Source organism: Arthrobacter sp. UYCu511 (assembly GCF_040547105.1).
In the GTDB taxonomy this organism is placed as follows: domain Bacteria; phylum Actinomycetota; class Actinomycetes; order Actinomycetales; family Micrococcaceae; genus Specibacter; species Specibacter psychrochitiniphilus.
Genome location: NZ_JBEPPB010000005.1, coordinates 149,199 through 167,425, shown reverse-complemented (window position 1 = coordinate 167,425; position 18,227 = coordinate 149,199). Strand labels below are relative to the sequence as shown.

The window sequence follows — 18,227 nt, the reverse complement described above, 5'->3', positions numbered from 1 at the left end:
GTAAATTTGCCATGACTGAAGCTACAGTCGAACAATTGCGTATCCCCGAGAGCCTTGAATCCGGGGCTGCCGATTTCTTAGAAGCCGTGGAAGTCTCTCGGCAGGTCCGCATTAATACGTGGGGTAACGATCTTTTAGCCTATACGCCGCAGGAACTCTTCGCCCTGTGCCACGACCCCTACGAATGGTATGTAGTTTTGGTGGCACGTCTTGGCGGCAAGATTTTGGGCCGCGCAGGCATCGCCATGCCACTTGATGACAACACCGAGCTGGCACATGTCACCTTGGATGTGCTGCCCCAAGCCGAAAAGCTAGGAATCGGGCGCAAACTTTTAGAGGCAGCGGAACTTTTTGTGCGGGGAGAGAACCGCAAGGTGGTCCTTGTTGAGACGAACCACCCAGCGGCAGATCTGGAGGCTACTGGATACAAGGGTGGGTCCATTGCGCCTGCACAGGGCAGTGGTGACTTAGCATATAAGACTCGAGAAGCCAGATTTGCCAGCCGAGCCGGCTATGCGCTCGAGCGTGTGGAGCAGTTCAACGCCTGCGCACTGCCCCTGCCGGATCAGCTACTGGCGCAGTTGGCCAGCCGCGCCGTTGACACACACCACGGCGCTTACCGGGTCCACCAATGGCTAGACGTTTGTCCCGAAGAGTGGGCGGCGGACTTTGTGCGCTTGGAAGCGAGCCTCAGTGCAGATGAGGCCGATTCCGGCATCTGGGACGTTAAGCAGCTTCGTGAGGCCGAGGAACTTTCTGTGCAAAGTGGCCGGCGCACCGTGGTCAGTGCCGCACAATGCCTCGAGACGTCGGCGCTGGTGGGATTCACCTCCATTTCCTTGCTGGGGAACCGTGATGATGTTGCGTTCCAGGACGATACGTTCGTGGAACGGTCTCATCAGGACAAAGGTGTGGGCCTGCACATGAAGGTAGCCAACATGGAACAGTTGCAAGAGCACTTTCCCGCGCTGCGCACCATCTACACGTGGAATGCGCCAGAGAACGAGTACATGCTCTCCGTCAATAAAGAGATGGGCTACGTCAGTGCCGGCGTGACAGGGCAGTGGCGTAAGGATTTCACTCAGACCGACTAAGCCTTCGGCACACCGCCCCGATTTGGAATCACAGCACCCGCTCCTGTATCTTAGAAGAACCAAAGACCGTCGGTCGATGTCAATCACCCCCAGCGAAGCAAATGCAGCATGCAACTTGATGCGTTGGAATCGGGCCGGTTGCCATCCGAAAGTCCTTATATGGACGGCCAGCGCAGGTGCACAAAGCTTATGAGCAGTGTAGAACTGGGATAAAACCTATTGTTCCGCTGTGAAAAACGCCCCGTACATCTGTGCGGGGCGTTTTTATTTGCTTATTTCCTTCACAGGTTTGCAGCGGGATGGGCAAAGACCGGCAATTATTCCCGGAAGGAGTGTTATGGCAACGCCAACAAAGGTGGCTGCGGTTGCAGAAATCACGCAAGATTTCAATGACTCAACTGCAGCAGTCCTAACCGAATACCGTGGGCTCACCGTAGCTCAGCTCAAGGAGCTGCGCGTTTCTCTCGGCCAGGACACCAAGTTCTCGGTTGTAAAGAACACTCTGACTGCCATTGCGGCTAAGGAAGCTGGTGTTGACGCTTTCGAAGGTCAGCTCTCCGGCCCCACCGCCATTGCATTCATCAAGGGTGACGCTGTTGCAGCAGCAAAGAGCCTGACGGATTTTGCAAAAGCCAACAAGCAGCTGGTCATCAAGACCGGTCTCTTTGAAGGTAAAGCACTCGACGCTACCGGAGTTGCCGCACTGGCTGCTCTCGAGTCTCGTGAGCTGCAGCTGGCACGCATTGCTGCCGTACTCAAGGCTCCGATGGCCGCCGCTGTGCGCACCATCGACGCCTTGCGTCTCAAGCTCGCCGAAGGCGCTCCTGTTGAAGAGGCTCCGGCCGCTGAGGAAGCACCCGCTGTTGAAGAGGCTCCGGCCGCTGAAGAAGCTCCGGCTGCTGAAGCCGAGACCACCGAAGCATAGCGAGCCTGCGTCCTTGCCGGACGCGCCGCCTGCCAGCAGGTGTTCAACCCAAGTATTTCCCTAGATCCAACAGGGTTTAGGTTTATGGATTCGCCCCTCGCGGGCAAAACACAGAAGGAGCGCCACTCATGGCTAAGCTCACCAACGACGAGCTCATTGCAGCTTTCAAGGAACTGACCATCATCGAGCTCTCCGAGTTCGTTACCCTCTTCGAAGAGACCTTCGAAGTAACTGCCGCTGCTGTTGCAGTTGCAGGCCCCGCCGGTGGCGCAGCTGAAGAAGCCGCAGAGCAGACTGAATTCGACGTTATCCTCGAAGCAGCCGGCGACAAGAAGATCGCAGTGATCAAGGAAGTTCGCTCCATCACTTCCTTGGGTCTGAAGGAAGCCAAGGAGGTCGTTGACTCGGCTCCCAAGGCTGTTCTGGAAGGCGTCACCAAGGAAGCTGCAGAGAAGGCCAAGGAAGCTCTCGAAGCTGCCGGCGCCACGGTTACCCTCAAGTAATCACCCCGCGTTTACAAAGAACCCCCGCACCGTTTGGTGCGGGGGTTCTTTGTATCTGCGGCCTTATTCGGGTGTGGAAATATCCGCCACGGTTGCTTCGAGCGCCACAATGAGCGCGTCAGCGTCCACGAAGAGGCTGTAGCCGTGCTCTCCGGCGCCCATGGCCACTGCGCGTCCACGGATGCTTTCGTCAACGTAGACGGGCCAGGCGGTGGTGCTGCCTAAGGCAGTGATGGTGCCGCGTTCGTAGCCGGTGGCGGCGAGGGCCACCTCGGCCGGAGGCATCTGAAGCTTGTTGACACCCACCACGGAACGCAGTTTGGGCCAAGAAATTGACCTACCGCCTGGCACCAAGGCGAAGAGGAACGTCCCGTCGCTGCGCTTCAGAACCAAGGTTTTTACAATGTCCCACCGGGTGATCCCCAGGAGTTCCGCAGCCTCGCTGAGCGAATGTGCAGCGGGCCGCTGAAAGATTTCCACCACCACCCCGCGGGCGGCCGCATCAGCGGCCACCCGGGCATGCCCTATGAGCTCTCTGCTCACTACTGGTCCTTGAACAACAGGAGCGCTTCGCCCTGTCCGCCTCCGCCGCACAAGGAAACAGCCGCCTTGCCACTTCCTCGACGGTTCAGCTCCATGGCTGCGTGCAGGGCCAGACGGGCGCCGGAAGCGCCAATGGGGTGCCCCAAGGCGATGGCACCTCCATGGATATTGCACCGATCCAAAGGGAAGTCCAAATCACGCAGGGATTGGACAGCCACGGAACCAAAGGCTTCGTTGATCTCAATGAAGTCCAGGTCGCGGGTGCTCCAGCCTGCCGTGCTCAGCGCTTTGGCAATGGCGTGGGAGGGCTGGGAATGCAAGGAATTATCGGGACCGGCCACTTGACCGGGAGCGCCCACCACAGCGAGCCAGCTCAAGCCGTGTTCCTCTGCATAGGCCCGAGATGACAGGACCAGGGCGCTGGCGCCGTCGGAGAGGGGCGAGGAGTTTCCTGCCGTGATGGCGCCGTCGGCGGTAAAGGCTGGACGCAGGCCAGCAAGGGTGTCCACGGTAGTCTGCGGGCGGATGCCTTCATCCTCGCTCAGCAGCAATGGCTCACCCTTGCGCGTCGGGACTGCAACGGGAACAATCTCGTCCTTGAATACCCCGGCAGCCACCGCGGCGGCTGCGCGCTGATGGGAAGCCGCAGCCACCTCATCCTGAGCCGTCCGGCTGATGTTTAGGCGGATGTTGCCGCGCTCGGTGGAAAGGCCCATGGAGTCGTTGTCGAAGGCGTCTGTCAGGCCGTCATGGGCGGCTACATCCAGAGCCTCGATGGCGCCATAGGTCCAGCCCTGGCGCGATCCTGGCAAGATGTGGGGGGCCCTTGACATGGATTCCTGGCCGCCGGCCACAACCACCGTGGCATCCCCGCTGCGGATCATGCGAGCAGCATCGATCACAGCGGTGAGGCCGGAGAGGCAAACCTTGTTAATGGCTACGGCGGGTACGTTCCAGCCGATTCCTGCACCCACTGAACTCTGGCGTGCCGGATTTTGACCGGCACCTGCTTGGAGCACCTGGCCCATGATTACTTGGTCAATGTCTGCTGCATCAATTCCGCAGCGCGCCAGCGCCGCGGCAATGGCCTTGGCCCCCAACTCCACGGCGGTAAAAGGCGCCAACTGCCCATTCAGCCGTCCCTGCGGGGTGCGTGCTCCGGCGAGAATTACCACATCATTTGCTTGTGACACCATGGCCGCACTGCTCCTTGACCCTTGATTGCGCACGGCTCCTCGTTGAGCCGCGCAGCCCTTCCATAGAATCTAACAGCACTCATGCCAAGTAAAATTCCTTTGGGTCTCCAGAAGGGCGTGTCAGAGTAATGTTCCTGCCTAATGTGGCTGCGCGACAATGGGAGGGAAAGACCCCACTTGCGGTTTCTTGGATCTCGGGGTAGACACGCGACCCTTTAAGGGGTAGTGTAGTTCTTTGCGTATCCCTCTTAACCTTCAGCCTTCATATAGCGGTGGGCTTTGTATCGGACAAGAGTCATGGAAACACGCACCCAAAGGGCAGCATAGCTGTACTTTGATGCGTTTTCTAGGGCTACTTGGCCAGCGTTCCTCCGGGTTTGATGACCGGGAGAGAAACGGGTGAGGGTTCGTAAGAACAAGCCTGCAGGTCTGTGGAAGGATCCCTCTTGGTCGCCTCGAGCACCTCTAATGTAAATAACGCTGCAACCGCTATCGATTCAAACAGCACTGATGGTGCAAAGAGTCGCCTCTCATTCGCAAAGATTCACGAGCCGCTTGACGTGCCGAATCTGCTTGCCCTCCAGACCGAGAGCTTTGACTGGCTCGTAGGTAACGAGCGCTGGCAAGATCGCATGGCGAGCGCTGTGGATGCTGGCGATGACAGCGTGGCCGTCACCTCTGGTCTGTCCGACATCTTCGAAGAGATCTCCCCGATTGAGGACTTCCAGGGCACCATGTCCTTGTCCTTCACGGAGCCGGAGTTCTCTGACCCCAAGTTCACCGTTGACGAATGCAAGGACCGCGACGCCACGTACGCCGCACCCCTGTACGTCAAGGCCGAGTTCATGAACAACATGACCGGTGAAATCAAGCAGCAGACTGTCTTCATGGGCGATTTCCCGCTCATGACCAACAAGGGCACGTTTGTCATCAATGGCACCGAGCGTGTTGTTGTTTCCCAGCTGGTCCGTTCCCCGGGTGCTTACTTTGAGCGCACCGCGGATAAGACCAGTGACAAGGAAATCTTCACCGCCAAGATCATCCCCTCACGTGGTGCATGGTTCGAGCTGGAGATCGACAAGCGCGATCAGGTTGGTGTTCGCCTGGACCGCAAGCGCAAGCAGTCAGTCACCGTACTGCTGAAGGCGCTGGGCTGGAGCGAAGGCCAGATCCTTGAAGAGTTTGGCGAGTTCGACTCGATCCGCGCCACCTTGGAAAAGGACGCCACCACCGGCCGCGAAGATGCCTTGCTGGACATCTACCGCAAGCTGCGCCCGGGCGAGCCGCCCACAGTAGACGCAGCCGATGCACTGCTGCACAACTTGTACTTCAACCCCAAGCGCTACGATCTGGCCAAAGTTGGCCGTTACAAGATCAACCGCAAGCTGGGTATTGACCTGCCGTTGAGCAGCCCCGAAGCATCCGTGCTGAGCGTGGATGACATTGTCGCCATGATCAAGTACCTGGTTGCCTTGCACGCTGGCAACAAGACCACTAAGGGCAAGCGCGACGGCGCCGAGGTTGACTTGCGCGTTGACGTCGACGACATTGACCACTTCGGTAACCGTCGTATCCGCGCCGTTGGCGAGCTCATCGAGAACCAGGTCCGCACGGGTCTGTCTCGCATGGAGCGAGTTGTCCGCGAGCGTATGACCACTCAGGACGTCGAAGCGATCACGCCGCAGACCCTGATCAACATCCGCCCCGTCGTGGCAGCTATCAAGGAGTTCTTCGGAACGTCTCAGCTCTCACAGTTCATGGATCAGAACAACCCGCTGGCCGGTCTGACGCACAAGCGTCGTCTCTCCGCGCTGGGCCCGGGTGGTCTCTCCCGTGACCGTGCCGGCATGGAAGTTCGTGACGTTCACCCGTCGCACTACGGCCGCATGTGCCCCATTGAAACCCCTGAAGGCCCCAACATTGGTCTGATCGGTTCCTTGGCTTCCTACGGTCGCATTAACCCCTTCGGCTTCATCGAGACCCCGTACCGCCGGGTCAAGGACGGCTTCGTTTCTGACGAGGTTGACTACCTGACAGCTGATGACGAGATGGAAGTTGTTATTGCACAGGCCAACGCGCCTTTGGATACCAACAACCACTTCCTGGAAGACTCCGTTCTGGTTCGCCAGCGCGGTGGTGGCGGCGAGCCTGTCTTGATTCCGGCCGACGAGGTCGAGTACATGGACGTTTCCCCGCGCCAGATGGTGTCAGTGGCTACGGCCCTGATTCCGTTCCTCGAGCATGATGACGCCAACCGCGCCCTCATGGGTGCGAACATGCAGCGTCAGGCTGTGCCGCTGGTCCGTTCCGAGGCCCCGTTCGTGGGTACCGGCATGGAGCGCGCAACAGCTGTTGACGCCGGTGACGTTGTCATCGCTAAGAAGGCCGGTGTGGTCTCGGAAGTTTCCGCAGACGTGGTTGTGATGTTGAACGACGACGGCACGGAGATCAGCTACCCGATCGCCAAGTACCAGCGTTCCAACCAGGGAACCGCTTACAACCAGCGTGTTCTGGCTTCAGAAGGCCAGCGCCTGGAAGTGGGCGGCATCATTGCCGACGGTCCGGCAACGGACATGGGTGAACTTGCCCTGGGTAAGAACCTCTTGGTTGCTTTCATGTCCTGGGAAGGTCACAACTACGAGGATGCCATCATCCTCTCGCAGCGCATTGTTGCTGAAGATGTGCTCTCCTCCATCCACATTGAAGAGCACGAGATCGATGCTCGCGACACCAAGCTCGGTGCCGAAGAGATCACTCGGGATATCCCGAACGTCTCCGAGGAAATCCTTGCCGGTCTGGACGAGCGTGGCATCATCCACATCGGTGCCGAAGTTGAAGCTGGCGACATCCTGGTAGGTAAGGTCACCCCCAAGGGTGAGACCGAACTGACCCCGGAAGAGCGCCTGCTGCGCGCCATCTTTGGTGAGAAGAGCCGCGAAGTTCGCGACACTTCCTTGAAGGTTCCCCACGGCGAGTCCGGCACCGTCATCGGTGTGCGCGTCTTTGACCGCGATTCCGAAGATGACCTTCCTCCCGGCGTGAACCAGCTGGTTCGCGTGTACGTTGCCAACAAGCGCAAGATCACCGATGGTGACAAGCTCGCTGGCCGTCACGGTAACAAGGGTGTTATTTCCAAGATCCTTCCGATCGAAGATATGCCCTTCCTTGCCGACGGTACCCCTGTTGACATTGTCCTGAACCCTTTGGGTGTGCCAGGGCGAATGAACGTAGGACAGGTCCTGGAGATCCACCTCGGTTGGGTTGCCAAGACCGGTTGGAAGGTTGAAGGCGAGCCTGACTGGATCAAGAACCTGCCGAACCTGCCCCGCGAAAGCGGCCAGACCAAGGTTGCCACCCCGGTATTCGACGGTGCCCGTGATACTGAAATCACTGGTTTGCTCGATTCCACCAACGTCACTCGTGACGGGGAACGCCTGATCGATTCCTCCGGTAAGACCATGTTGTTCGATGGCCGCTCCGGCGAGCCGTTCCCGGACCCGGTTTCCGTGGGCTACATGTACATCCTGAAACTTCACCACCTGGTGGATGACAAGATCCATGCACGCTCCACAGGCCCGTACTCCATGATCACCCAGCAGCCCTTGGGCGGTAAGGCGCAGTTCGGTGGACAGCGCTTTGGTGAGATGGAAGTTTGGGCACTGGAAGCTTATGGTGCGGCGTACACGCTGCAGGAACTGCTGACCATCAAGAGCGATGACATCCATGGCCGCGTGAAGGTTTACGAAGCCATCGTCAAGGGCGAGAACATCCCGGAGCCCGGTATTCCGGAGTCCTTCAAGGTTCTTATCAAGGAAATGCAGTCGCTGTGCCTGAACGTGGAAGTCCTTTCCACCGACGGCGCCACGATTGAGATGCGTGACTCGGATGAAGAAGTCTTCCGGGCCGCGGAAGAGCTGGGCATCGACCTGTCACGGGCCGAGCCAAACTCTGTCGAAGAAGTGTAGCTAGGGGCCGACGGCGGCACTCACCCGCCGCCGTCGTTCCTTCCGCTTCCTCCCGTACCCGCCACAGACTTTCAGACTTTAGAGAATTAGAGAGAACAGGACCCATATGTCCAGCGAATCCTCCTTCGGCAGTATGCAGATTGGCCTGGCCACCGCGCAAGATATTCGCGACTGGAGCCACGGCGAAGTCAAGAAGCCGGAAACCATCAACTACCGCACGCTCAAGCCGGAAAAAGACGGTCTTTTCTGTGAAAAGATCTTCGGGCCTTCCCGTGACTGGGAATGCTACTGCGGTAAGTACAAGCGCGTGCGTTTCAAGGGCATCATCTGTGAGCGTTGTGGTGTTGAAGTCACCCGCGCCAAGGTGCGCCGTGAGCGCATGGGCCACATTGAGCTGGCAGCTCCCGTTACCCATATCTGGTACTTCAAGGGCGTTCCCTCGCGCTTGGGTTACCTGCTAGATCTAGCCCCGAAGGACCTTGAAAAGGTCATCTACTTCGCGGCTTACATGATCACCAGTGTTGATGATGCTGCCCGCCATGAAGAACTGCCGAACCTCCAGATTGAGCACGACCTGGAAAAGAAGCGCATGGTCGATACTCGCGATAACGATATCGCCACCATTGCCCGTGACCTCGAAGGCGAGCTTGCCCGCCTGGAAGGTGAAGGCGCCAAGGCAGCCGATAAGAAGAAGGCCCGTGACTCCGCGGACCGTCAGATGGCCAATGTGCGCAAGCGCGCTGACGCCGACATCGACCGCCTCGAGCAGGTTTGGGACCGGTTCAAGGCTCTCAAGGTTGCTGACTTGGAAGGTGACGAAGCCCTCTACCGCGAACTGCGCGAGCGCTACGGCATGTTCTTCGAAGGTTCCATGGGTGCCGAAGCCATCAAGAGCCGTCTTGAGACGTTCGACATGGCCGGCGAAGCCGAGATCCTGCGCGACATCATTGCCAACGGCAAGGGCCAGCGTAAAACCCGCGCCCTGAAGCGATTGAAGGTTGTCAACGCATTCCTGACCACCAACAACAGCCCGCTTGGCATGGTTCTGGACGCTGTCCCGGTGATTCCGCCGGAACTGCGCCCCATGGTTCAGCTCGACGGTGGCCGTTTCGCCACCTCGGACTTGAACGATCTGTACCGTCGCGTGATCAACCGCAACAACCGTCTCAAGCGACTGCTTGATTTGGGCGCTCCGGAGATCATTGTCAACAACGAAAAGCGCATGCTTCAAGAAGCTGTGGACTCCTTGTTTGACAATGGCCGCCGCGGCCGTCCTGTCACCGGACCGGGCAACCGTCCGCTGAAGTCACTGAGCGACATGCTCAAGGGCAAGCAGGGTCGTTTCCGTCAGAACCTCCTCGGCAAGCGTGTTGACTACTCCGGCCGTTCGGTCATTGTGGTTGGCCCGCAGCTGAAGCTGCACCAGTGTGGTCTGCCCAAGCAGATGGCGTTGGAGCTCTTCAAGCCGTTCGTGATGAAGCGCTTGGTTGACCTCAACCATGCACAGAACATCAAGAGCGCCAAGCGCATGGTGGAGCGTTTCCGTCCCCAGGTGTGGGATGTTCTCGAAGAGATCATCACCGAGCACCCGGTTCTGCTGAACCGTGCACCAACCCTGCACCGTTTGGGTATCCAGGCGTTCGAGCCCCAGCTTGTTGAAGGTAAGGCAATTCAGCTTCACCCGCTGGTTTGTGGCGCCTTCAACGCTGACTTCGACGGCGACCAGATGGCAGTTCACCTGCCGCTGAGCCCCGAGGCTCAGGCCGAAGCTCGCATCTTGATGCTGTCCTCGAACAACATTTTGAAGCCTTCAGATGGCCGTCCGGTGACTCTGCCTTCGCAGGATATGATCATTGGCCTGTACCACTTGACCACCAAGCGTGAGGGTTCAGTGGGCGAAGGCCGTGTGTTCTCCACCGCGGCTGAAGCTGTCATGGCGTTCGACGCCGGTGAGTTGCACTTGAACTCACAGGTCAAGATCCGCCTGGAAGACTTTATCCCCGGTGCCGAGCGCAAGGGCCCGGAAGGCTTCGAAGCTGGCGGTAGTGCCATCATCGATACCTCACTGGGACAGGTGCTCTTCAACGACACCCTGCCTGCTGACTACCCCTGGGTGGAAGCAGTGGCAGATAAGGGCCAGCTCTCCGAGATCGTCAACGACCTCGCCGAGCGGTACCCCAAGGTTGTTGTGGCAGCAACACTGGATAACTTGAAGGATGCCGGTTTCTACTGGGCAACCCGATCAGGAATCACCGTTGCCATCTCCGACATTGAGGTCCCTGCTGCGAAGCCGGCTATCTTGGAGAGCTACGAGGTCAAGGCCGCCAAGGTCCAGGCTCAGTATGACAAGGGTCTGATCGCTGACGACGAGCGCCGCCAGGAGCTCATCGACATCTGGAACCAGGCAACCAACGAGATCGCAGACGTTATGCGTGACTCGTTCGCCGCATCCAACACGATCAACCGTATGGTTTCCTCCGGTGCCCGTGGTAACTGGATGCAGGTTCGCCAGATTGCCGGTATCCGTGGCCTGGTGGCCAACCCTAAGGGTGAAATTATTCCCCGTCCCATCAAGTCCTCCTACCGTGAGGGCCTGTCGGTTCTGGAATACTTCATCGCCACACACGGTGCCCGTAAGGGTCTGGCTGATACCGCTCTGCGTACCGCTAACTCCGGTTACCTGACGCGCCGTCTGGTTGACGTTTCACAGGATGTCATCGTTCGCGAAGACGATTGTGGCACTGAGCGTGGCCTGACCCTGCCCATCGCAGTGGTTGATTCCATGGGTGAGATCGTACTGCACGAGGAAGTCGAGAACAGCGTTTACGCCCGTACCTTGGCTGCCGAAGTAGTGGACGCATCCGGTGCTGTCCTGGCCGAGGCCGGGGACGATGTTGGAGATGTCCTCATTGCCAAGCTGTTCGCAGCAGGCATTGAAGAGATCAAGGTCCGTTCAGTGCTCACCTGTGAGTCAACTGTTGGTACCTGCGCCCTTTGCTACGGCCGTTCCTTGGCCACGGGCAAGACCGTGGACATTGGTGAGGCTGTCGGTATTATTGCCGCTCAGTCCATTGGTGAGCCCGGTACTCAGCTGACCATGCGTACCTTCCACACCGGTGGTGCTGTTTCGGCCAGCCGTGGCGAGGACATCACCCAGGGTCTGCCCCGTATCCAGGAGCTCTTCGAAGCACGTACCCCCAAGGGTGTGGCTCCGATCGCAGAAGCTGCCGGCCGCATCAACATTGATGAGTCCGAAAAGACGATGCGTCTGATCCTCACACCGGACGACGGCACTGAAGAGATCGCCTACCCGGTACTGCGACGCGCACGCCTGCAGGTTGCTGACGGCGAGCATGTTGAAGTTGGCCAGAAGCTGATTGTGGGTGCTGTTGACCCCAAGCAGGTTCTGCGTATCCTCGGTCCGCGTGCCGCTCAGAAGCACCTCGTTGAGGAAGTTCAGGGCGTTTACCGCAGCCAGGGTGTGGGTATCCACGACAAGCACGTCGAGGTTATTGTCCGCCAGATGCTGCGCCGCGTAACGGTCATCGAGTCCGGTGACTCGAAGCTGCTGCCCGGTGAGCTTGCCGAGCGTGGCCGCTTCGAGACGGAAAACCGTCGCGTCGTGTCCGAGGGCAAGAAGCCGGCATCAGGTCGTAACGAGCTGATGGGTATCACCAAGGCTTCCTTGGCTACCGAATCATGGCTCTCCGCCGCATCCTTCCAGGAGACCACTCGCGTTCTGACGCAGGCGGCCATGGAAGGGAAGTCGGATCCGTTGTTGGGTCTGAAGGAGAACGTGATTATCGGTAAGTTGATCCCTGCCGGCACCGGCCTTCCGCGCTACACCAACGTCACGGTGGAGCCCACGGAAGAGGCCAAGGCCAATCTGTTCACCGGTCCGAGCGCATTCAGCGACTTTGACTACGTGGGCGGCGTAGGAGATTTGGGCAACGAGTTCCGTGCCATCCCCTTGGATGACTACGATCTCGGTACCAACTTCTCCGGCTGACATGCCGATAGTGCGCTAAGGGAGTTGCCGAAGGACCCGAACTGAGCTTGCGAAGTTTGGGAGGCAACGACCGGGCGGTGAGTCACCTTGCAAAGGTGACTCACCGCCGTCGTGCTTTAACAAGGCTCCCTCACTTTAGGGTGTTATTTCAGGAACGCTCCTGCGCTAGCCCAAGCTGTAGTCGCCGGACTTCCACTTATCCCAGTCCCAGGTGGTCAGGAATTTCTGACCGCTGCTCATCCCCCGGCCAAACATGGTGCTTTTGTCTGCGGGGGAGAGGTGGAAGTCGGTGGCCTGATAAGGGGTGGTGTTGACAAAAATGGTGCGCGAACTTGCTTGGGGATTGTTCACGTAGGCGTTGTCGTGGGCACTCATCATGGTCGCTAGCAATGACTTGGCCAGCGCCACGTTGGTGTTGTCAGGACTCCAGTCTGTGGTGCGAATAGTTCTCTGGCCAGAAAGTTTGACGCCGATGGTTGGCCAGCGTGACTCCTTCCCGTCATTTCGATCAAAGATGGCCATGGGGAAATTGGACAGCAGCCCACCGTCGGCACAAACAATGTGGTCGTGACCTGTGAGAGTTGGATCGGCCTGCATCTTCCAAGGGCGGAAGAAAAAGGGGATGGACGCGGAAGCCCTAATGGCGTCCGCCACCGGTATGGTGTCCGGGTCCATCCCCAGAAGCGACTGGTAGTCCCACGGTAGGCGCAGCATGATGCCGCGTGAAACGTCTGAAACTATGACAACCAGCTTGTATCGCTGTTCAGGCGGAAGCGCGCTGCCAGGATCGTCATCCCTCAAATCCGCCCAGGTTCGGACGCCCTGAGCGGCCAGTGTTTCGGCGATCCAGTCGTGCATGAAGCCACCAACGAACAAGCCCTCGTGCAAGAACAGGCCGGTGGCCGGCCCAATACCGGGGATGTGCTCTAGGAAACCCTGCTTGTCCTCAAACTTGGCAAAATCCAACGACTCCATGACGTTCTTCACCTGTGCCGGTGTCATTCCTGACGCCAGAAAAGCGGCCACGATGGCCCCTGCGGAGGTGCCCGCAATCCGGTGGAAAGTGTAAGGGTCACTGTGTGCTGCCAAGGCCGTCACCGCCCCGACAAGGCTGGAGCCCTTGACTCCGCCACCCTCAAGAACTAAATCCGTATCCGCCATGACGCACCGCAATTCGACAACATCCCACTCCGCATGAGGGGCTCCGCCAGCCCACAGGCCAGCTTTTAGAGTCGCGGGGTAATTAGTACAATGCGCTTGTGCAGTGCATGTGTCAAGCATGAGTTGACCTCGATTTCAGTGCTGGGGCAATGTAGTGGTAACGTAGTGAGTAATTGTTAGTGTGGCAGTGGATAAGAGCGTCAATTTTCTTCGGAAAGTGGATGTGGGTCCGGGTTGTACGGTTCTTGTACAGCGAATGCCACATTTTTGCATGCCTAGGCGCTGTGAAGTCGCCAAGTCTGCGACTACCAGTAAAAGGCTTTCCCCGTAGGTCGATTCATTTTGATCAGCGGGGCCGGCAACACGAGAATCCACTCGAGAAAACAACGGAGAACACGAAAGTGCCTACGATTAACCAGCTGGTCCGAAAGGGCCGGACACCCAAGGTCACGAAGACCAAGGCTCCCGCACTTAAGGGCAGCCCCATGCGTCGCGGCGTTTGCACGCGCGTTTACACAACCACCCCGAAGAAGCCGAACTCGGCTCTGCGTAAGGTTGCACGTGTGCGCCTCAACGGCGGCGTGGAAGTTACCGCTTACATCCCCGGTGTAGGCCACAACCTTCAGGAGCACTCCATCGTGCTCGTCCGTGGAGGCCGTGTTAAGGACCTTCCCGGTGTTCGTTACAAGATCGTCCGCGGCGCACTGGATACCCAGGGCGTTAAGAACCGCAAGCAGGCACGTAGCCGCTACGGTGCAAAGATGGAGAAGAAGTAATATGCCTCGCAAGGGTCCGGCCCCCAAGCGGCCGCTAGTAGTAGATCCCGTATACGGTTCCCCTTTGGTCACTCAGCTGATCAACAAGGTTCTGGTTGACGGTAAGAAGTCCACCGCAGAGCGCATCGTTTACGGCGCACTTGAGGGTGTACGTGAAAAGACCGGTGCTGATCCCGTAGTTGCCTTGAAGAAGGCCATGGAGAACATCAAGCCCAGCCTTGAGGTCAAGTCCCGCCGTGTTGGTGGCGCCACCTACCAGGTTCCGGTTGAAGTTAAGCCGGGTCGTCAGACCGCTTTGGCTTTGCGCTGGTTGGTTGGTTACTCGAAGGCTCGCCGCGAGAAGACCATGACCGAGCGTTTGCGCAACGAAGTTCTGGATGCCTCCAATGGCCTTGGTGCTGCTGTCAAGCGTCGCGAAGATACCCACAAGATGGCTGAGTCCAACAAGGCCTTCGCCCATTACCGCTGGTAACTAGAGCCTTCAGGTTGCTGGCGGTAACCCCGCCAGCAACCTTCGAGCTCATCTCTAGATAAGGGAGAAACCGTGGCACAGGACGTGCTTACAGACCTTAACAAGGTCCGCAACATCGGCATCATGGCCCACATTGATGCTGGCAAGACCACTACAACTGAGCGCATCCTGTTCTACACGGGTGTGAACCACAAGCTCGGCGAAACGCACGACGGTGCATCGACGACTGACTGGATGGAACAGGAAAAGGAACGCGGCATCACCATCACGAGCGCCGCCGTGACCTGCTTCTGGAACAACAACCAGATCAACATCATTGACACACCCGGCCACGTTGACTTCACTGTTGAGGTTGAGCGCTCACTTCGCGTGCTCGACGGCGCAGTTGCTGTTTTTGACGGCAAGGAAGGCGTAGAGCCGCAGTCTGAGACTGTTTGGCGCCAGGCTGACAAGTACAACGTTCCGCGTATCTGCTTCGTCAACAAGATGGACAAGCTCGGTGCTGATTTCTACTTCACGGTAGACACCATCATCAACCGCTTGGGTGCCAAGCCCCTCGTTATGCAGCTGCCTATCGGTGCTGAAAGCGAATTCGTTGGCGTCGTCGATCTGCTGACCATGAAGGCCTTCGTTTGGGCTGGCGACTCCAAGGGTGACGTCACCATGGGTGCCAACTACGAAATCCAGGAGATCCCCGCGGATCTGCAGGAAAAGGCTGAAGAGTACCGTGCCGCCCTCGTAGAGGCTGCTGCCGAGGCCTCCGAAGAACTCATGGAGAAGTACCTCGAGGGCATAGAGCCCAGCATTGAGGAACTGAAAGCTGGCATTCGCAAGCTGACTGTGAACTCCGAGATCTACCCGGTCTTCTGTGGTTCAGCTTTCAAGAACCGCGGCGTTCAGCCCATGCTCGATGCTGTCATCGACTTCCTGCCGAACCCGTTGGACGTTGGTGCGATGATCGGTCACGATCCCCGCAACGAGGAAATCGAGATCAAGCGCGAGCCGAGTGAAGACGAGCCGTTCTCGGCTCTCGCCTTCAAGATCGCAACGCACCCGTTCTTCGGTCAGTTGAACTTCATCCGCGTGTACTCCGGCAAGGCAACTCCCGGTACTCAGCTGCTGAACTCAACGAAGCAGAAGAAGGAACGCATTGGCAAGCTCTTCCAGATGCACGCCAACAAGGAAATGCCGGTAGACGAGGTCCATGCAGGCCACATCTACGCTGTGATTGGCCTCAAGGACACCACCACCGGTGACACCTTGTGCGATCCGGCCAACCCGGTAGTACTTGAGTCGATGACCTTCCCCGAGCCCGTGATCTTCGTTGCCATCGAGCCGAAGACCAAGGGTGACCAGGAGAAGCTCTCCACTGCTATCCAGAAGCTCTCCGCTGAGGATCCGACGTTCACCGTTACCCTCAACGAAGACACCGGCCAGACCGAAATTGGCGGCATGGGCGAGCTTCACCTGGATATCCTGGTGGACCGCATGCGTCGCGAATTCAACGTTGAAGCTAACGTTGGCAAGCCGCAGGTTGCTTACCGCGAAACCATCAAGCGCGCCGTAGTCAAGCATGACTACACGCACAAGAAGCAGACCGGTGGTTCAGGTCAGTTCGCTAAGATCCAGATTGCCATTGAGCCGCTGGATACGCACGATGGCGAAATGTACTCCTTCGAGAACAAGGTCACTGGTGGCCGTGTTCCCCGCGAGTACATCCCCAGCGTTGACCAGGGCATCCAGTCCGCACTGCCTGACGGCGTGCTGGCCGGCTACCCAATGGTTGGCATCAAGGCCACGCTGCTTGACGGCGCGTCACACGATGTTGACTCTTCCGAAATGGCCTTCAAGATCGCCGGTCGCATGGCGTTCAAGGAAGCCGCTCGGTTGGCCAACCCGGTTCTGCTCGAACCGCTGATGGAAGTTGAAGTCCGCACCCCTGAGGAATACATGGGTGAAGTAATCGGTGACATCAACTCACGTCGTGGACAGATGCAGTCCATGGAGGACGCAAGCGGTGTCAAGGTCATCAAGGCTCTTGTCCCCTTGTCCGGCATGTTCGGTTACATCGGTGACTTGCGTTCAAAGACCCAGGGTCGCGCAGTGTACTCGATGAAGTTCGATAGCTACTCTGAGGTTCCGAAGGCAGTTGCCGACGAGATCATCCAGAAGGCCCGCGGCGAATAGTCGCACTTTTGCACGGCGTCTGTTCCAGCCCTAAGCTGGGACAGACGCCAGCAATCAGTAATTTCTTAAACATAAAAAGCCCCCAGTAGACTTACTACGGTTTCAGTGACGAAAAGCGTCGCTGAGAGTAAGCCATCTGAAAACGTTCTAGGAGGACCCCGTGGCAAAGGCAAAGTTCGAGCGGACCAAGCCGCACGTTAACATCGGCACCATCGGTCACGTTGACCATGGTAAGACCACGTTGACGGCTGCCATTTCCAAGGTACTGTACGACAAGTACCCCGATCTTAACGAGCAGCGTGACTTCGCTACTATCGACTCGGCTCCCGAGGAGAAGCAGCGCGGTATCACGATCAACATCTCGCACGTTGAGTACCAGACCGAGAAGCGCCACTACGCACACGTAGACGCCCCCGGTCACGCTGACTACATCAAGAACATGATCACCGGTGCTGCGCAGATGGACGGCGCTATCCTGGTGGTTGCTGCGACTGACGGCCCGATGGCCCAGACTCGCGAGCACGTTCTGTTGGCCCGCCAGGTTGGTGTCCCCTACCTGCTGGTTGCACTGAACAAGTCCGACATGGTTGATGACGAAGAACTCCTCGACTTGGTCGAAATGGAAGTTCGCGAACTTCTCTCCTCACAGGGCTTCGACGGCGACGAGGCACCCGTTGTGCGCGTTTCCGGCCTGAAGGCTCTGGAAGGCGACCCGGTTTGGGTCAAGTCCGTTGAGGACCTGATGGAAGCCGTTGACAACCACGTTCCTGACCCCATCCGCGACAAGGACAAGCCGTTCTTGATGCCGGTTGAAGATGTCTTCACCATCACTGGCCGTGGAACCGTTGTTACGGGCCGCGCCGAGCGTGGAACCCTCAAGATCAACTCTGAAATTGAGATTGTCGGAATCCGTCCGGTCCAGAAGACCACGGTTACCGGTATCGAAATGTTCCACAAGCAGCTCGACGAGGCTTGGGCCGGCGAGAACTGTGGTCTGCTTCTCCGCGGTATCAAGCGCGAAGACGTAGAGCGTGGCCAGGTTATCGTCAAGCCGGGTTCCATTACCCCGCACACCGATTTCGAAGCCAACGTCTACATCTTGGCCAAGGATGAGGGCGGGCGTCACAACCCGTTCTACTCCAACTACCGCCCGCAGTTCTACTTCCGCACCACGGATGTTACCGGCGTCATCACCCTGCCTGAGGGCACGGAAATGGTTATGCCTGGCGACAACACCGAAATGACTGTCGCGCTGATCCAGCCGATCGCCATGGAAGAGGGCCTCGGCTTCGCTATCCGCGAAGGCGGCCGCACCGTTGGTTCAGGTCGTGTCACCAAGATCATCAAGTAGTCTCTGACTAACTTAGATCTTTGAAGAAGGGCCCCAGCTTCGGCT

Annotated in this window: 12 protein-coding genes; 9 read left to right on the top strand and 3 right to left on the bottom strand. The window is 58.2% G+C overall.

Translation table 11 applies throughout. The annotated features are described in order from the left end of the window. Positions 1–11: 11 nt before the first annotated feature. The 3 genes from ABIB48_RS09310 (at position 12) to rplL (ending at position 2,522) form a co-directional block, all read left to right on the top strand. Positions 12–1,094, top strand: coding sequence for a GNAT family N-acetyltransferase (locus ABIB48_RS09310; protein WP_354212818.1), 1,083 nt, complete (start codon positions 12–14; stop codon positions 1,092–1,094). Positions 1,095–1,431: 337 nt separating this feature from the next. Further along, positions 1,432–2,019: a 50S ribosomal protein L10 gene (gene rplJ, locus ABIB48_RS09305; protein WP_315915287.1), complete on the top strand. Its 588-nt coding sequence runs from the start codon at positions 1,432–1,434 to the stop codon at positions 2,017–2,019. A 128-nt stretch (positions 2,020–2,147) separates the two neighbouring features. Further along, positions 2,148–2,522, top strand: a complete 375-nt coding sequence (gene rplL, locus ABIB48_RS09300) for a 50S ribosomal protein L7/L12 (protein ID WP_110105545.1) — start codon at positions 2,148–2,150, stop codon at positions 2,520–2,522. A gap of 63 nt (positions 2,523–2,585) precedes the next feature. Here rplL and ABIB48_RS09295 read toward each other — a convergent pair whose 3' ends face one another. Both ABIB48_RS09295 and ABIB48_RS09290 read right to left on the bottom strand, forming a co-directional pair. Next, positions 2,586–3,065: an aminoacyl-tRNA deacylase gene (locus ABIB48_RS09295; protein WP_354212817.1), complete on the bottom strand. Its 480-nt coding sequence runs from the start codon at positions 3,063–3,065 to the stop codon at positions 2,586–2,588. Next, complete coding sequence (locus tag ABIB48_RS09290) at positions 3,065–4,261, bottom strand: acetyl-CoA C-acetyltransferase (RefSeq protein ID WP_354212816.1); 1,197 nt, start codon at positions 4,259–4,261, stop codon at positions 3,065–3,067. The genes ABIB48_RS09295 and ABIB48_RS09290 overlap by 1 nt, the downstream gene beginning before the upstream one ends. 446 nt (positions 4,262–4,707) lie before the next feature. On the opposite strand from ABIB48_RS09290, the gene rpoB reads away from it, so the two are divergent. Beyond that, the gene (gene rpoB / locus ABIB48_RS09285) at positions 4,708–8,226 is read left to right on the top strand and encodes a DNA-directed RNA polymerase subunit beta (RefSeq protein WP_110105669.1); all 3,519 of its coding nucleotides are present in this window, start codon (positions 4,708–4,710) and stop codon (positions 8,224–8,226) included. 106 nt (positions 8,227–8,332) lie between these two features. After that, entirely contained in the window at positions 8,333–12,235 is a 3,903-nt protein-coding gene (locus ABIB48_RS09280) for a DNA-directed RNA polymerase subunit beta' (RefSeq protein ID WP_110105547.1), read from the top strand. A 165-nt stretch (positions 12,236–12,400) separates the two neighbouring features. Here ABIB48_RS09280 and ABIB48_RS09275 read toward each other — a convergent pair whose 3' ends face one another. After that, on the bottom strand, positions 12,401–13,396 hold the full coding sequence (locus ABIB48_RS09275; RefSeq protein WP_354212815.1) for a patatin-like phospholipase family protein: 996 nt from the start codon (positions 13,394–13,396) through the stop codon (positions 12,401–12,403). A 401-nt stretch (positions 13,397–13,797) separates the two neighbouring features. On the opposite strand from ABIB48_RS09275, the gene rpsL reads away from it, so the two are divergent. From rpsL to tuf, 4 genes are all read left to right on the top strand, one after another. Further along, positions 13,798–14,172, top strand: coding sequence for a 30S ribosomal protein S12 (gene rpsL, locus ABIB48_RS09270; RefSeq protein ID WP_038464715.1), 375 nt, complete (start codon positions 13,798–13,800; stop codon positions 14,170–14,172). A 1-nt stretch (position 14,173) separates the two neighbouring features. Then, positions 14,174–14,644: a 30S ribosomal protein S7 gene (gene rpsG / locus ABIB48_RS09265; protein ID WP_038464713.1), complete on the top strand. Its 471-nt coding sequence runs from the start codon at positions 14,174–14,176 to the stop codon at positions 14,642–14,644. Positions 14,645–14,716: 72 nt separating this feature from the next. Next, positions 14,717–16,831, top strand: a complete 2,115-nt coding sequence (gene fusA, locus ABIB48_RS09260) for an elongation factor G (protein WP_110105549.1) — start codon at positions 14,717–14,719, stop codon at positions 16,829–16,831. A 160-nt stretch (positions 16,832–16,991) separates the two neighbouring features. Next, complete coding sequence (gene tuf / locus ABIB48_RS09255) at positions 16,992–18,182, top strand: elongation factor Tu (RefSeq protein ID WP_110105550.1); 1,191 nt, start codon at positions 16,992–16,994, stop codon at positions 18,180–18,182. The last annotated feature ends 45 nt before the right edge of the window (positions 18,183–18,227 follow it).

Bases quoted from the DNA above. Each gene is read 5' to 3' on its own strand.
- ABIB48_RS09310 (WP_354212818.1), top strand. From the start codon at position 12: ATGACTGAAGCTACAGTCGAACAATTGCGTATCCCCGAGAGCCTTGAA.
- rplJ (WP_315915287.1), top strand. From the start codon at position 1,432: ATGGCAACGCCAACAAAGGTGGCTGCGGTTGCAGAAATCACGCAAGAT.
- rplL (WP_110105545.1), top strand. From the start codon at position 2,148: ATGGCTAAGCTCACCAACGACGAGCTCATTGCAGCTTTCAAGGAACTG.
- ABIB48_RS09290 (WP_354212816.1), bottom strand. From the start codon at position 4,261: ATGGTGTCACAAGCAAATGATGTGGTAATTCTCGCCGGAGCACGCACC.
- ABIB48_RS09280 (WP_110105547.1), top strand. From the start codon at position 8,333: ATGTCCAGCGAATCCTCCTTCGGCAGTATGCAGATTGGCCTGGCCACC.
- ABIB48_RS09275 (WP_354212815.1), bottom strand. From the start codon at position 13,396: ATGGCGGATACGGATTTAGTTCTTGAGGGTGGCGGAGTCAAGGGCTCC.
- rpsG (WP_038464713.1), top strand. From the start codon at position 14,174: ATGCCTCGCAAGGGTCCGGCCCCCAAGCGGCCGCTAGTAGTAGATCCC.